This is a genomic window from Sphingobacteriales bacterium, from assembly GCA_016711285.1.
GTDB lineage: Bacteria > Bacteroidota > Bacteroidia > Chitinophagales > UBA2359 > JADJTG01.
In genome coordinates this window covers 134,992-149,064 of record JADJTG010000012.1, presented here as the reverse complement: position 1 = coordinate 149,064, position 14,073 = coordinate 134,992, and the positions used below count along the sequence as shown (strand labels likewise).

19 protein-coding genes and 4 pseudogenes are annotated in these 14,073 nt (G+C 40.6%); 14 read left to right on the top strand and 9 right to left on the bottom strand.

Annotation, left to right across the window (positions count from 1 at the left end):
• Positions 1-171 precede the first annotated feature (171 nt).
• The 3 genes and pseudogenes from IPL35_07820 (at position 172) to IPL35_07810 (ending at position 1,848) form a co-directional block, all read left to right on the top strand.
• Entirely contained in the window at positions 172-501 is a 330-nt protein-coding gene (locus IPL35_07820) for a winged helix-turn-helix transcriptional regulator (protein ID MBK8443308.1), read from the top strand.
• A 30-nt stretch (positions 502-531) separates the two neighbouring features.
• Complete coding sequence (locus tag IPL35_07815; GenBank protein MBK8443307.1) at positions 532-1,365, top strand: arsenite methyltransferase; 834 nt, start codon at positions 532-534, stop codon at positions 1,363-1,365.
• 63 nt (positions 1,366-1,428) lie between these two features.
• Positions 1,429-1,848 (top strand): annotated as a pseudogene (locus IPL35_07810) (arsenate reductase ArsC).
• A 353-nt stretch (positions 1,849-2,201) separates the two neighbouring features.
• On the opposite strand, the pseudogene IPL35_07805 reads toward IPL35_07810, so the two are convergent.
• The 4 genes and pseudogenes from IPL35_07805 to IPL35_07790 form a co-directional block, all read right to left on the bottom strand.
• Positions 2,202-2,958: pseudogene (locus tag IPL35_07805) on the bottom strand (ABC transporter substrate-binding protein).
• A 37-nt stretch (positions 2,959-2,995) separates the two neighbouring features.
• A complete protein-coding gene (radC, locus tag IPL35_07800; GenBank protein ID MBK8443306.1) occupies positions 2,996-3,799 on the bottom strand; it encodes a DNA repair protein RadC in 804 nt (267 codons plus the stop codon).
• A gap of 102 nt (positions 3,800-3,901) precedes the next feature.
• Positions 3,902-4,199, bottom strand: a pseudogene (locus IPL35_07795) (FKBP-type peptidyl-prolyl cis-trans isomerase).
• Positions 4,199-4,456, bottom strand: coding sequence for a hypothetical protein (locus tag IPL35_07790; GenBank protein ID MBK8443305.1), 258 nt, complete (start codon positions 4,454-4,456; stop codon positions 4,199-4,201). Before IPL35_07790 ends, IPL35_07795 begins: the two are co-directional and overlap by 1 nt.
• 163 nt (positions 4,457-4,619) lie before the next feature.
• On the opposite strand from IPL35_07790, the gene IPL35_07785 reads away from it, so the two are divergent.
• The 7 genes from IPL35_07785 to IPL35_07755 all read left to right on the top strand — a co-directional run bounded on the left by IPL35_07785 (position 4,620) and on the right by IPL35_07755 (position 8,579).
• Positions 4,620-4,808: an AAA family ATPase gene (locus IPL35_07785; GenBank protein MBK8443304.1), complete on the top strand. Its 189-nt coding sequence runs from the start codon at positions 4,620-4,622 to the stop codon at positions 4,806-4,808.
• Complete coding sequence (locus tag IPL35_07780; protein MBK8443303.1) at positions 4,805-4,999, top strand: hypothetical protein; 195 nt, start codon at positions 4,805-4,807, stop codon at positions 4,997-4,999. The genes IPL35_07785 and IPL35_07780 overlap by 4 nt, the downstream gene beginning before the upstream one ends.
• Positions 4,951-5,397 (top strand): hypothetical protein, encoded by a 447-nt coding sequence (locus tag IPL35_07775; GenBank protein ID MBK8443302.1) that lies wholly within the window; start codon positions 4,951-4,953, stop codon positions 5,395-5,397. Before IPL35_07780 ends, IPL35_07775 begins: the two co-directional genes overlap by 49 nt.
• A gap of 231 nt (positions 5,398-5,628) precedes the next feature.
• Positions 5,629-7,044 carry a hypothetical protein gene (locus IPL35_07770; protein ID MBK8443301.1) on the top strand — a complete coding sequence of 472 codons (1,416 nt, stop codon included), beginning with the start codon at positions 5,629-5,631 and terminating at the stop codon, positions 7,042-7,044.
• A 214-nt stretch (positions 7,045-7,258) separates the two neighbouring features.
• Complete coding sequence (locus IPL35_07765) at positions 7,259-7,615, top strand: hypothetical protein (protein ID MBK8443300.1); 357 nt, start codon at positions 7,259-7,261, stop codon at positions 7,613-7,615.
• A gap of 4 nt (positions 7,616-7,619) precedes the next feature.
• Positions 7,620-7,883 carry a hypothetical protein gene (locus IPL35_07760; GenBank protein ID MBK8443299.1) on the top strand — a complete coding sequence of 88 codons (264 nt, stop codon included), beginning with the start codon at positions 7,620-7,622 and terminating at the stop codon, positions 7,881-7,883.
• A gap of 360 nt (positions 7,884-8,243) precedes the next feature.
• Positions 8,244-8,579: a thioredoxin family protein gene (locus IPL35_07755; protein ID MBK8443298.1), complete on the top strand. Its 336-nt coding sequence runs from the start codon at positions 8,244-8,246 to the stop codon at positions 8,577-8,579.
• 25 nt (positions 8,580-8,604) lie between these two features.
• Here IPL35_07755 and IPL35_07750 read toward each other — a convergent pair whose 3' ends face one another.
• Positions 8,605-8,781 (bottom strand): hypothetical protein, encoded by a 177-nt coding sequence (locus IPL35_07750; GenBank protein MBK8443297.1) that lies wholly within the window; start codon positions 8,779-8,781, stop codon positions 8,605-8,607.
• A gap of 185 nt (positions 8,782-8,966) precedes the next feature.
• Between IPL35_07750 and IPL35_07745 the strand changes: the two genes are divergently transcribed.
• Positions 8,967-9,191, top strand: a complete 225-nt coding sequence (locus IPL35_07745; GenBank protein ID MBK8443296.1) for a hypothetical protein — start codon at positions 8,967-8,969, stop codon at positions 9,189-9,191.
• Positions 9,188-9,457 (top strand): Txe/YoeB family addiction module toxin, encoded by a 270-nt coding sequence (locus tag IPL35_07740; protein MBK8443295.1) that lies wholly within the window; start codon positions 9,188-9,190, stop codon positions 9,455-9,457. Before IPL35_07745 ends, IPL35_07740 begins: the two co-directional genes overlap by 4 nt.
• Before the next feature lie 69 nt (positions 9,458-9,526).
• On the opposite strand, the gene IPL35_07735 is transcribed toward IPL35_07740, so the two are convergent.
• Positions 9,527-9,910: a helix-turn-helix transcriptional regulator gene (locus IPL35_07735; GenBank protein MBK8443294.1), complete on the bottom strand. Its 384-nt coding sequence runs from the start codon at positions 9,908-9,910 to the stop codon at positions 9,527-9,529.
• Between the two features lie 140 nt (positions 9,911-10,050).
• On the opposite strand from IPL35_07735, the gene IPL35_07730 reads away from it, so the two are divergent.
• Complete coding sequence (locus IPL35_07730; protein ID MBK8443293.1) at positions 10,051-10,374, top strand: hypothetical protein; 324 nt, start codon at positions 10,051-10,053, stop codon at positions 10,372-10,374.
• Between the two features lie 53 nt (positions 10,375-10,427).
• Positions 10,428-10,697, top strand: a complete 270-nt coding sequence (locus IPL35_07725; protein ID MBK8443292.1) for a hypothetical protein — start codon at positions 10,428-10,430, stop codon at positions 10,695-10,697.
• A gap of 266 nt (positions 10,698-10,963) precedes the next feature.
• Here IPL35_07725 and IPL35_07720 read toward each other — a convergent pair whose 3' ends face one another.
• From IPL35_07720 to IPL35_07710, 3 genes and pseudogenes are all read right to left on the bottom strand, one after another.
• Positions 10,964-12,316, bottom strand: a complete 1,353-nt coding sequence (locus tag IPL35_07720; protein ID MBK8443291.1) for a T9SS type A sorting domain-containing protein — start codon at positions 12,314-12,316, stop codon at positions 10,964-10,966.
• 212 nt (positions 12,317-12,528) lie between these two features.
• On the bottom strand, positions 12,529-12,786 hold the full coding sequence (locus tag IPL35_07715; GenBank protein ID MBK8443290.1) for a hypothetical protein: 258 nt from the start codon (positions 12,784-12,786) through the stop codon (positions 12,529-12,531).
• Between the two features lie 130 nt (positions 12,787-12,916).
• Positions 12,917-13,968, bottom strand: a pseudogene (locus tag IPL35_07710) (ABC transporter permease).
• Between the last annotated feature and the right edge of the window lie 105 nt (positions 13,969-14,073).

Below are 14,073 nucleotides of genomic sequence, written 5' to 3'. Positions count from 1 at the left end.
CACCTACCCAAAAGCAAGGTAGTACCTACCAAAAAGGTAGGTGAACCTACGAAAACGATAGGTATGGCTATAAAAAGGAAGTTCAGAATTTGAATGATGAATAAAAAGGGTAAAAAAAATTGGAGATGTGTAAACTTTATCGCAATATTGCAATATTAAACTAATAATACAATGGGCGCAAGCAAAACTGAACATTTTACCGAAAGCCAAAACCGTGTAGCCAATATTGCCAAAGCACTCGGACACCCTGCCCGCATTGCCATTATTGAGTATTTGCTCAGTGTGGATACTTGCATTTGCGGCGATATTGTAAACGAATTGCCTTTGGCGCAGCCTACCGTGTCGCAGCATTTGCGGGAGCTTAAAAATGCGAACATCATTAAAGGAAATATTGAAGGCAATGCTATTTGTTATTGTGTAGATGAAAATACCTTGCAACAATTGCAGGAGTATATAACACAATTATATGAGCAAATTTTAAACAGAAAAAAATGTTGTTAATTCATTCAAAATAAAAAAAACATATTTTCCATGCAAAATAACGAAGAAATCAAAGAGATGGTAAAGCAAAAATACAGCGAAATTGCTTTACAAGACCAAGCCGTCAATGCTGCTTCCTGCTGTGGCAGCGGAGCTTGCAGCACCGAAGTATATAATATTATGAACGATGAATATGAGCATTTGGACGGCTACCATGCAGCTGCCGATTTAAAATTGGGTTGCGGTTTGCCCACCGAATTTGCAAAAATCAGAAAGGGCGATACAGTGGTGGATTTGGGCAGCGGTGCAGGAAACGACTGCTTTGTGGCACGCCACGAAACCGGCGAAAACGGCAAAGTAATAGGCATCGATTTTACGGAGGCGATGATAGAAAAGGCACGAGCCAACGCCGAAAAATTGGGCTACAACAATGTGGAATTTAGGTATGGCGATATTGAAAAAATTCCGGTTAGTGCCAATGTAGCCGATGTGGTGGTAAGTAATTGTGTGATGAACTTAGTGCCCGACAAGCCCAAAGCCTTTGGCGAAGTGTATCGTATTCTGAAAAACGGCGGACATTTCAGTATTTCGGATATTGTGCTTACCGGCGAGTTGCCTGCAAATATCAAAAATGCCGCCGAAATGTATGCAGGTTGCGTAGCCAGTGCCATCGCCAAAGACGATTACCTGCAAATTATACAAAATACCGGATTTAAAAACATCACCCTTCAAAAAGAAAAATTGATTGTAGTACCCGATGATATTCTGAAAAATTATCTCAATGATGAAGAAATCGCCATTTATCATTCCAACAAAAATATCATTTACAGCATCACTGTTTATGCCGAAAAACAATCAAGTTGCTGCCAACCCGATTGCTGTTAAAATTTTGCAATGGCGGCGGGAATTTTTGCTTGTGTTTGATGAAAAATAACGAAGAATCCCAAAATGGATAATAAAAAGAAAATATTGGTACTTTGTACGGGCAACAGTTGCAGAAGCCAGATAGCAGAGGCGTATTTGCGACTTTTGCAGGCGATAGGGCGGAGGTGTATAGTGCCGGAGTAGAAACGCACGGCGTGAATCCCAGAGCTATTGCTCATAGAAGAAGATGGGATTGATATTTCGCATCATACCTCCAACAACGTGGAAGAATATATTGGTGTAGATTTTGATTTTGTTATTACCGTTTGTGATAATGCAAAAGAAAGATGTCCTTTTTTTTCAACAAAAGCAAAAAAAATCCATTACAATTTTCCCGATCCGGCTAAGGCAATAGGCACAGAAGTAGCAATTTATGAGCAATTCAGGCAGGTAAGAGCACAAATAAAAGCCGAGTGCCAACGTTTTGTAGATACCTATTTGTAGAGAATATATATCCGAAAAGAAACAAAGGTTTTTGTCAAAATCAGCCTAAAAAAAAACGGCAGTGTATTATATTACTATACGCTGCCGTTTCTTTTTTTTACTGCCGGTGTATTTTTATTATTTATACTAAAAAAATTCCACTTCATAAGAATAGATACTTCATTGTCTTCTTTTTTTTACAATGAGCACGGGTAAATATGATAAAACAACAAAGTGATATTGTGAAAGAAGGTGTAATAATGGTTAAATATTAAAAATCCGTAGTATAGTTTTAGAATACCATACTACGGATAAAATAAAATTGATGTGCTCTAATGATTTGGGAATTTTTCGGCTTTATTGTATGGTATCATTTATGATAAATGCTGCACTGCCAAACGGTGTATATTGTTGAAATAAGCAGCGGCTTTGAGCAGGCGGCTGCCATACCACGAAAAATAAGTGCCATCTACCAAAAGTGTTGCGCTGTTGGGCAGCATCAGGCGGAAAGGATAAGTATGGTGCTCTTTAAACGGAAAAGGCTCTGACGAAAACAACAATACCGCCGGTTGTTGTGCTACTACTTCGTTTATTTCTACTTCGGGGTAGCGCAAACGAGGAGCAAATATATTTTCAAAGCCCGCACGCTCCATCATTGCACTGATAAAAGTATCGCCGCCCACGGTCATCAGGGGGTCGTTCCATATAAAATAAGCGGCTCGCAAGCGCGGCTGGCGTGTGGGATATTCCGAAAAACTCGGCTGATTTGTTGTAGAAGTGCCGCCGCATTTTCCGATTTTCCGCACAATTCGCCGAGGTACTGTATCATATCCAGCGCATCTTGAAGCGTTTTTATATCGCTCACCCACACCGGAAACTCCTCCGCCAAAGTCCTTATAGCTTCGGCTTCATTTTCTTCTTTGTTGGCGATGATTAAATCGGGGTGTAAAGTTTTTACTTGGGCAACGGATACATTTTTTGTGCCGCCCACTTTGGTTTACGCTGTTTCCAGTGGTAGGGTGCTCGCAAAATTTGGTAATACCCACCACTTCGTGCTCCAAATCCAGCTGCCAACAATTCTGTAATAGAGGGCACTAATGAAATAATGCGCTGTGGCGGATAGTGGGGCAACTGAGCAGAGCCTTGTAAAGCATCAAATGAAGTAAAATCATAAAGGTGCTAATTTTTTATAAAGATAGCCATTTTTGCACATTTTAAAGAATAAAACTACCGATATATTTTTCATTTGTATGCCTTGGTGTCCGCATCTTTTATCAAAGCAAGCATTATCCGCAAAACTGAAAAATCCGTTTTCGGTGACAATAACGTGGTCTAATAGCTGAATATCCAATAGTTTCCCGCTTTCGTGCAGACGCTTGGTGATGTTGCGGTCTTCGTTGCTGGGCTGCACATTGCCCGAAGGGTGGTTATGCACTACAATCAAAGAAGAAGCGTTGGATTCAAGGGCGCGCTTGAAAATGAGCCTAATGTCGGCAACCGTACCCGAAATGCCGCCGATGCTCAAACGCTCTTTGATGATGATTTTGTTGGCGCGGTTGAGGAGTAATATCCAAAATTCTTCGTGTGGCAGGTCGCGCAGCAGCGGCTGAAATAGCTCATAAATATCGTTGCTGCCTTTAATTTGCTGTCGCTGATACACCAAAGCCGTTTGGCGGCGTTTGCCGATTTCCAAAGCAGCCACAATACTGATAGCTTTTGCTTCGCCGATGCCTTTGAATTTGCACAAGTCGCTGATGCGCAATTTTGATAATTGGTTAAAGTCGTTATCTACGCTGTGCAAAATGCGCTGCGATAAATCTACCGCCGATTCGCGGCTGTTGCCCGAACCTATCAAAATGGCGATAAGCTCGGCGTTGCTCAGTGATTCGCTGCCTTTGGCAAGGAGTTTTTCGCGGGGGCGGTCGTCTGCTGCCCACTGCTTGATGCCTAATTTGGGGGTTTCGTCCGTCATAGCGTATTCATTTTTTTACCAAAAGCAAAAAAAAACCGTTTGAAAATAACGAAATATTTTTCAAACGGTTTTTTATTTAACAAATAAAATGGTGTTGTGCTTTTATTTAAAATCCAACAACTCTACTTTAAATACCAATACCGAATTGGGCGGAATGGGCGGCGGCGATTGTTTGCCATACGCCAAGCCCGAAGGAATAATCAACAAACCTTTGCCGCCTTTTTTGAATAAAAGGAATACCTTGCTGCCAACCGGGAATTACTTGCTGTAAAGGAAACTCTATCGGCTGATTGCGGTCGTAAGAAGAATCAAATTTGGAGCCGTTGAGCAAAGTGCCTTCATAATGTACTTTTACGACGCTTTGGGCGGTGGGATTGCCTCCGCTGCCTTCTTGTTCCATTACATAATAAATGCCGTTGGGCGTGCTTTGGCTTTCAAGCCTTTTTCGGCAATGTACTTTTCAATGAGGGCTTTATCGGCGGCGGCTTGGTCGGCGGCACTCAACTCGGCAGCAGGTGGCGGTGTGTTGGCAGGGGCTGCATTGTGGGTGGCTTCGGTAGCGGCACCTTCTTCGCTGTGTTGTGCAGAGGGTTGCTTGCACGCAACCGCCGACAGCAGCAGCAATGCCGCCAAAAATGATGTTTTAGTGCTGTTCATTTAAAAATTAATTGAATTAAAAATAAAATGCAATTTCGTTTGAAACAACAAAGTTGATAAAAAATGAGTTGCTACACCAATTATCGTTTAAAAAAGACCAAAGTCTTTATAATTTTGTTGCAGCTTTGCTGCAAATACTTGTTTTTGATTTTTTTCACCTTACATCACCATCTTTTACAAGAATTATCGCTCAAAAAATTATAAGCAATACACTGATTTACAACTCAATTTCAAAGAAGGATTGGTGGGCATTATCGGCAAAAATGGAACCGGAAAATCTACTATTTTTGATGCCGTAGTGCACTGCCTTTTTGGAAAAGATGAAGATGAAAAAGTTATATACGCTCTGTGATGGCACCCGAAACTGCTCCCGTAGAGTTGCTGCTTATTTTTGAAGTAGGAAATACCCCGTATAAAGTGCTAAGAAAATACAGAGGAAAAGACCTCAGTAAAGGCACGATAGAAGCAGAATTGTATGATGAAAACAAAAAACCTTGTTGGCGAGCAGTGCCAAAGAAGTCAATGCACAAATCAGTAAAATAATCGGTATGGAGTACGATGCTTTTAAGCGTTCGGTGTTTTCGGGGCAAAAAGAACTCGCCGAGCTATCGACTGCCAAACCCGCACAACGCAAAGAATTGGTGCGTAAAATACTGGGCGTGGAGCGTTTGGAGGTTATTCAAAAAAATATCAACAGCGACAAAACCGCCATCGCCAACGAAATTAAAGGAAAACAAGAGACCCTGTTGAGCAATGAAGCCCTGCAACAAAAAAATACCGAAATCGCCGAAATAAACGCCAATATTGAACGCTTGCAACAACAACAGCAACAAACCCAACAATTGCTCCGTCAGCAGGAAGAACAACAAAGCCTACATCAAACGCAGTGGGCAGCCGAAGAACAAAAAATGCGCCACCATAATGAACAAATCAACAATTGAACCGTTTGGAGGCAAATTTGGAAAGCCTGCAACAACAACTGAAAAAAGAAAAAAGAACAAGCGCAGCAACTTCAACAACTTCAACAACAATGCGCCGACCAACAAAACGACATCAACACATTTTTACAACAAAAACAAGAAATAGAACAACTCCGCCAACAAGCACAACAACAAGCCGAATACGAAAAAAAACAGGCGACCCTCCTCGCTCATAAAACACAACTTGATGAATTGCGCGAAATTGTTACCAAACGAAAAGAGGAGCTTAAACCACTACCCGATTTGAAGCAGCAAACGGAACAACTGCGCCAACAGGAACATCAATGGCAGCAAACCATACAACAACAACGCCTTCACGACAGCAGCATTGACCAACAAATACAACAACTGAAAGGCAAAATAAAGGATTACGAACAAAAAATCGACAAATTGCAGTCGCTCAACCGCAATGCCCCTTGCCCTACTTGCGCACAGCCCCTGCTCGATATGTACGAAAGCACCCTGAACACCCTCCGCAGCGAAGTGGAAGCCGCCGCCGCCGAAATGCAACCCTTGACAATACAAAAACAAAATGCTCAGGAACAACTCCTTCAAAGCGAACAAAACCTCGCAGCTTGCAGAAATAATATTCACATAAAAGATAAAGAATACAATACACTCGTACAAATGCAACGCCAACAGCAAGAGGAGATAATGCGAGGTATGGAAATAAAAAAAATAATGGAACATATTGAAGATGACCTTAAAACAATGCCCGCTTTTACCTTAGACAAGCTGTATTTTGAACAACTCCAACAAAACTATAAGCGTTTTGAACCCACTTATCAACAATATATCATCAACAAAAATCGCTGCGAAAAAGATACGCCCCTTGTCCTCCAAAATATCGGCGAATTAGAACAACGATTGGAAAAAGGAAAAGAAATGATACAAACGGCGCACAACGATATACAAAAAATAGATTTTGTGGCAAAACATTATGAGGCACTGAAAATAAAACAACAAGAAATCGCCAACCAACTCACCGATACGCGCCAACAAATTTCTGGCTTTCAGGTGAGGCAAGAACGCCTGAATGGAGACAAAAAACTACTCCAAGCCGCCATAGAACAGCAGCAGCATATTCAGGAGCAAATACAAAGCCGCCAACAAGAAGCCGATGTATTGGGAAAATTATACGAGTTGGTACGCGAATTTAAAAACAATATCCTGCTGCGCATCAGCCCGCTTATTTCCAACGAAGCCAGCCTTTTGTTTAGCCAAATTACCAAAGGCAAATACGAACATATCAGCGTGGACGACAACTTTGAATTTCATATCATAGACGGCGGCAAGGCATATCCTATCAGCAGGTTTTCGGGCGGCGAACAGGATTTGGCAAATTTGTGTTTGCGGATTGCCCTGAGCAAAGCCATTACCGAACTCAGCGGACAGCAGGCAATGAATTTTTTGGCTTTTGATGAAATATTCGGCAGTCAGGACGAAGACCGCCGCCAAGAGATTTTATTTGCTTTGCGCCTCTTGCAGGAGCAATTTCAACAGATATATATCATTTCTCACGCCGAAAGCATTATCAATGAGTTTCCTAATATTCTGCAAGTGAGCCACCAATCCGGCAGCGGCAGTTGCGCACAATGGTTAGATTAAATGATATGGCATACGGTTTTTATTTGCCTAAATAAACCTGAACCTTGTAATATTTTATATCGTATTTTGAAAAGCTACACAAATTCAATAAAATTTATTAAAATTAATGATGTATCTAAAAAAAGATGCTTAACTTTGCGGTTGTATTTTGAATAAGTATATATTTTTAATATTATACCATTATTTTATTAATTCAGCTAAAACCAATTTATTTATGAAACATCTGAACAAAATTGCTTTGTCAATGATGGCTTTGGCAGTAAGTTTTTGTGTAAATGCACAAGATGATATGCCACCTAACGCGAAGCCTGGAAAGTGCTACGCTAAATGTTTGATGCCCGATGAATACGAAACAGTAACCGAGCAAATCTTGGTGAAAGAGGCATCTAAAAAAATTGATGTGGTGCCTGCCACTTACAAAACCGTAGATGAGCAAATCTTGGTGAAAGAAGGCTACAAAGTATTGGAAGTAGTACCTCCTACTTATACTACTGTAACCGAACAAGTGATGGTAAAAGAAAGCCCGGAAAAGATTAGAGTATGTTCCTGCTGTTTACGAAACCGTAACTGAGCAAGTGTTGGTAGCTCCTGCCACTACTAAATGGGTGCGTGGTGAAGCAAATGCTAACCATGTTTCTGCTAATCCCGATGATTGCCGCGTGTGGTGTTTGAAAGAAGTACCTGCTGAGTATCGCACTGTAACTAAACAAGTTTTGAAACAAGCTGCTACTACTACCAGCTTAGATGTACCTGCCGAATACAAAACTGTAACTAAAACAGTAGTACAATCTCCGGCTAAAACTGTAGAAAAGAAATTCCCGCTGAATATCGTAGTGTAACTAAACAAATCGTGGACAGAGCGGCTACTACTAGCAGCGTAGATATTCCCTGCTGAATATAAAACTGTAACCAGCCGCAAATTGAAAAAGTAGGTGGTTTCACCGAATGGCGTAGTATGCGAAGCTAATATGAGTGCCGCTACTATCCGTCAAATTCAAGGAGCGTTGAAAGGAAAAGGCTACGATCCAAGGTCCGATTGACAACGTATTGGTAGCAAAACCCGTGAAGCTATCATGAAATTCCAAAAAGACAACGGCTTGGCTGTAGGTATCAATGGTACTTCAGTTCCTGTTGAAACAATGAGAGCTTTAGGTTTATAATCCTATTTTATACTAAATATTAAAAAAAGCCCGAATTATTTGGATATAATTCGGGCTTTTTCTATTTTCGCGCTGAAGATAATTTTAATACAAAAAATTAATCGCCTCACCCCTCATCTTGTTTTGCGCATGAAGTTGATAAAAATTGCTTTGCTCGTATTTTTTACCGTTCTTTCTTATACCAATTCTGCTCAATCACAAACTTATTATCAAGGCTCTTTTGAAGAAATCAAAGGCGAAGCTCATCTCAAAGGAAGACCCTTTGTGATGGCATTCGGTGCGCCTTGGTGCGAACCCTGCAAACGTATGGAATACGAAGTGTTCGAATCACCTACCATTCAATCTATGCTCGACAAATATTTTCTTTTATTATAAAGTAAATGCCAAGCAGAATTTAACCTCACCGCTGTAATGAACGAAGTAAAGTATATCCTACTCTTATCTTCTTTGATGCCGAAGGCAAAGAAAAAAACGCCTCACCCGGATACAGCGATGTAAATGTGGTGCTGCGCGAACTCTTGAAACACAAACCCAAAGTTCCCAACAGTACATTTACACAATTTAGATAGTAAATCATTCTAAAAGTCACATATTTTTTTACCAAAGGCTGCCCGCATTTTTTTTGATGTAGGCAGCCTTTGGAGTTTTTTAGGAATAAAAAACTTCTGAATACAAAACCGACAAACAAAAACAAACTGAATTTTGTTATAAAAGTGACTTCATTATTGTCTGTCTCGGTAATCAATAAAAATTTTAGTCATTATGTCTGAAAAAAAAATGTTTATAGCCCACCCAAATTCTCCAGAACAGGAAACTGCCCTGCACGACTTTATGAAACTTCATAAAATTAACTATGAAATTTCTTCTGAGGAGTTGTATAACCCCGAATTTGTAAAAATGATTGAGAAAAGCAAAAAACAACACAAAGAGGGAAATTTTATCACATTGGAGCAAGAAGATATTAAAAGTTTTTTGGGAATAAAATGAGGTATAAAATAGAAATTACCCAAGAAGCCCAAAAACATTTTGAATTTCATAAGTCGGCAGGGAACAGCATAATTACCAAAAAGATATATGTACTTCTTACCGCACTCACTGAACATCCTTTTAGAGGAGTTGGAAAACCTGAACCACTAAAATATAATTTAAGCGGATTATGGAGCAGAAGAATTAATAAAGAACACCGACTTGTATATCAGGTAAAACAAGAAACAGTGATCATTTATTCAGCTTTTGGTCATTATTTATTGTAAAAACAGGGCGATTGTTTTTATGATTACAAAAATCATATACCCGCTTCAAAAGCTGTCGACTGATTTTTTTCAAAATTTTAGTTTTTTTCTTGCAACAATACCGCTAACTGTTGTCGTAAAAACTGTATTTCTTCGTTTTTTTTTCAGCGAATTTTCCAGATGTTCTATTAATTGCTGAGTAGCCTCGTTGTAGTTCTGGGTAAAAGTACCTTTATAGCCACCATTATATTGGGAGTTAATAAAAATCTGCCTTTCGTCAAAGTTACTGATAAATTCGGTACTTACCTCTAAAATTTTAGCTATTTGCTGCAAACGTTCCACATCAAGACGAGTTTCATTGCGTTCAATTTTGCCATAAGCCTGCGGCGATACATTTAGTTTTTCGGCAATGTATTCTTGTGTAAGCCCTTTCAATTCGCGTATTTTTTTGATTTTTTCGCCTACGGGTTTCATATAAATTGGATTTTAAGGTATTAAAAGTTGTATTGCGTATGTAAAAAGTAATATAATGTGTTGTAAATGTATGAAAATACAACCAAAATTATATAGTTTTTTGTAAAAAATTTTTTTTAATCTAAACTATATCAAATTTTATGCGGAAGCTATTCTATTTAGTGATGTTTTATTTTTTACATCAAATCAATATTTTATCTCAAAATTATATTGATGTCATTGGTCAAAATTCGGGTTTTGGAACAAGTGCTCCAACCGGAAAACTACACGTTATCGTTAATAGTACGCAAGAAGAAGGAGTCCGTATATCCGACGGTCAAAATGGAAATATCAATATTCAACCGATAGAAGGAGGATTCTACAGCGGACCCAGTGGTTTTCAAGCTATTAATTTTAATGGCTTCTATAACAATTATGGAGGTAATACAGGTATTGGCGGAGAAAGCATATATAACACTCACTAAATCTCGGTGGCGCTTAGTGGTAGACCAGAGAAATTATTGCGATTATTTCAGAATTGACATCATCACCTCAACCCACCAAGCAACCTTTCTCTCGGATCACCTTTTTAATAGGTCCCGATGGTAATGCAGGTTTTGGTATTATGCCTGCTTTATTTTTTTCTCAACAAAACTATCCAAAATCACGTTTACAAGTGTCAAACGGAGATATTTATATTGAAAGTGCTACTAATGGAGTTATTATGAAATCGCCTAATGGGCAGTGCTGGCGACTGACGGTGAGTGATACAGGTACTCCTGTGTTTTCTAGTATTACTTGTCCGTAAAGTTTTAATGGGTAGTGTAAATCAAAGTTTCTAATACCAAAGGCTGCCCGCATTTTTTTTGATGTAGGCAGCCTTTGGAGTTTTGGGAATTTAAAGTATTAATCCGATGTTTTTAATGCTCACGATTTTTACCAGTAAATAAAAAAGGTACTCGTTTCCATAACAGAAACAAGTACCTTTTACATATCCACTATTTATATACTCACGTTTTTTCGTTTTTGTTGCCCATTTAAGATCCAGGCAAAGCCAATGGTATAAAATCATTTTCATATCACGCCAAAAAAGTTTTTTATTTTGCTATTACCATTTGTTTGCTGTCTGCCGCTACGCCGTCTGTTATGAGCGTGTATAAAATAAATGCCCTGCGGCAAATCTTTTAAATTGATGTTTTGCGAGCCTGTGCCGCGTGCTTTGATTTCATATACTGCCACTTCTTTGCCTTCTATGGTGACGATGCGCAAAGCGGCACTGCCCACCTGCTGCGGAATATAGAAATCTATGCGTGTTTTTTTGCTGAAAGGGTTGGGTACGTTTTGTGCCAAAGAAACCGCCGCTTCGTTGTTGTTGTCGGGCTGCTCCAAACCGTCCACCCAGGGAGTTTCGTAGCCCAGCTCGCCTTTGATGGAATCTATTTCGGCTTTTAAACTTTCAATCATTGCCTGCTGCTCCTGAATGGCGTTGATGAGCGGCAGTACCAACTCGGCATAGCGCACCGCATATTGGTCTTGGCTGTGCTGTGCCGGAACGACCACACTCGCCGTTGTTTCCAATTTGCTGAGGGTTTGTGCTACTTCTTGCCCTACCAATCCCTGATAAGTGAGCGAGTCGTTGCTGTTTTGCCACGAAAACGACACCGGACGCAGTTCTTTGATAAAATTCAATCCTAAATGAAAATCTTGTATGTTGTTCATCATATTCTGGTCGGCGATGGTGGCAAAGTTGTTTTGTGCTTCTATGCTGTGGATATTCATATCGCCCAAGCGGATTTTGTTGGGTGTGGTCACTTTTGCGTCCCAACCGATGGCGGTGGCATTGACCAGAGTGTCGGTGTAGCGACCTTCGGCTTTTGAACCCAAAAAGGTATTACAATATCCCAATTGATTGGTATAGCCCGCACCCTCACCGATGAAGGTATTGAACCAACCACCTGTATTATTAAAGCCAGCATTGTTGCCCAAAAAAGCATTATAAGCTCCCCATGTGTTTTGTGCACCGGCACTCAAACCCATAAAAGTATTGTCGTGCCCTTCGGTATTATTGCGCCCCGCTTCGTGTCCTACAAACGTGTTGAAATTCCCAAAAGTATTATTCATTCCGCTATCGTTGCCTACAAATGTATTGCGATAACCTACGGTGCTGCTCTTGCCGGAACGATGCCCGACAAAGGTATTGGAATAGCCATTGGTATTGGCGTTGCCCGCTTCGCCGCCTACAAAAGTATTGTAGTTGCCGGTGTTGTTGTTGTAGCCCGACAAACTGCCCAAAAATGTATTATACACGCCTGATACATTGCCAAAACCCGCCGTTTTGCCTACAAATGTATTGTCGCTGCCGTAGTCGTTGAAAGTTCCGGGCACTTTTCCGATAAATGTATTGGACGAGCCGGTACTGTTGTACAAGCCCGATTCTGCACCTAAAAAGGTGTTTGATGAGCCGGAAGTTGTAGCGTTGCCCGAACTTTGACCGATAAATGTATTGTTGAAACCCGATTCGTTTTAAAACCCGCACTCCTGCCGATAAACGTGTTGTTTTCGCCGATATGTTGGCACTGCCCGCCGTAAAACCGATAAAAGTATTGGACAAAGCATCGTTGCCGTTGTTTCTTCCGGCATCAATGCCAATAAATAAATTGGTGGGGTGATTGCTGTGCCAGGCACTTATGGGGGTATTGGCGGCACTGCAATTGCAGCAGCGGATTTTTGTTGCTTTGATTAAACGAAGCGTATATAATTAATTTAGAGGTGTCCTCCATATTATTTACAATAACAGGGGCATCTAAAAGTGTTTGTGCCTGAATAATGCCATTGCTCAACAATAAGCCTGCACTGATACAAAAAGCTGCAAGGGAGATAGTCTTTTTATTGCTCATGGGTGAATTTAATTTCACCAAAAAGCATAAAAAAATATGCCATCTTTTCTGTTTTGTGCCATATTTCTTATTTTCTGACATCAAAGGTCAGCAATAAAAAGTGCAGATATTGGTGAATTTACAAAAAATATTACTCCACTCTTACGCGCGGGTCTATCCACGCATAGAGCAGGTCGGTGAGCATATTGACTATAATAAATAAAGTGGCTGTAAAAAGTACTGCTCCCATCACCAATGGAAAATCTAAATTGTTTAGTGCCACCACGCTCACATAGCCCAAACCTTTACAATCAAATATTAATTCAATAAAAAAAGCACCCGTAAGTACCGAAGCAAACCAGCCCGAAATGGCGGTGGCTGCCCGGATTGAGCGCATTGCGCAGGGCGTGTTGAAAACACCGTTTTTCGGCTCAATCCTTTGGCGTGGGCAGTGCGGATAAAATCTTGCGACAGCGTATCTATCATAGAACTTCGGGTGAGTTGCACAATAATTGCCAAAGGGCGCAACCCCAAAGCGATGAGGGGTAGTATCATATTTTTTGCCTGAAAAATGGCATTGCCGCCATCGTCTAATGTGTAAAGCGAGCCGCTATGATTCAATCCCGTATAATCTTTGAGCCAATAGCCCAGCAACAAGGCTATCAGAATACCCGCAAAATAGGAGGGTTGCGAAATGCCCAACGCCGATGCCGCTACAATGAAATGGTCAAGGGGTGTGTTTTTTTTGAGAGCTGCCACTACTCCCAAAACAATGCCCAATACCGATGCCAGCAGCATCGCCAAAGAGCCGATGAGCAAAGTGGTGGGGAGTGCTTCGAGGATAATGTCGCTTACACGGCGGCGACTTTGATAGGAACGCCGCAAAAATGGTTTTTTGAAGCACAGCGTTTTTTCTCCGATTTTGAACAACGGCGTATAACGATACTCGGCGCGGTGGGCGGGTGTATCTTCGTACAACGACAAAGGCGAAATATCGTTGAGATAAAAAATAAATTGTTTCCACAAAGGCTCGTCTAAATGCTCGGCACGGCGCACCGCTTCAATTGATTCGGCATCGCTGCGCTGCCCCATTGTGAGGCGGGCAGGGTCGGGCAACCAACGAAATAGTGCAAATACCAACAACAACACGCCCAACAATACACTCAGTGAATATAAAATACGCCGTATTAAGTAGTTGAACATAGCTTGCTGTGTTGATGATTTTTTTATATCAATGAAAAGAATTAGCTGCTGCGAATTTATCAAAAAATTAAACTTTGTAAAGAGAATTATTTTTTATTAAAAAAC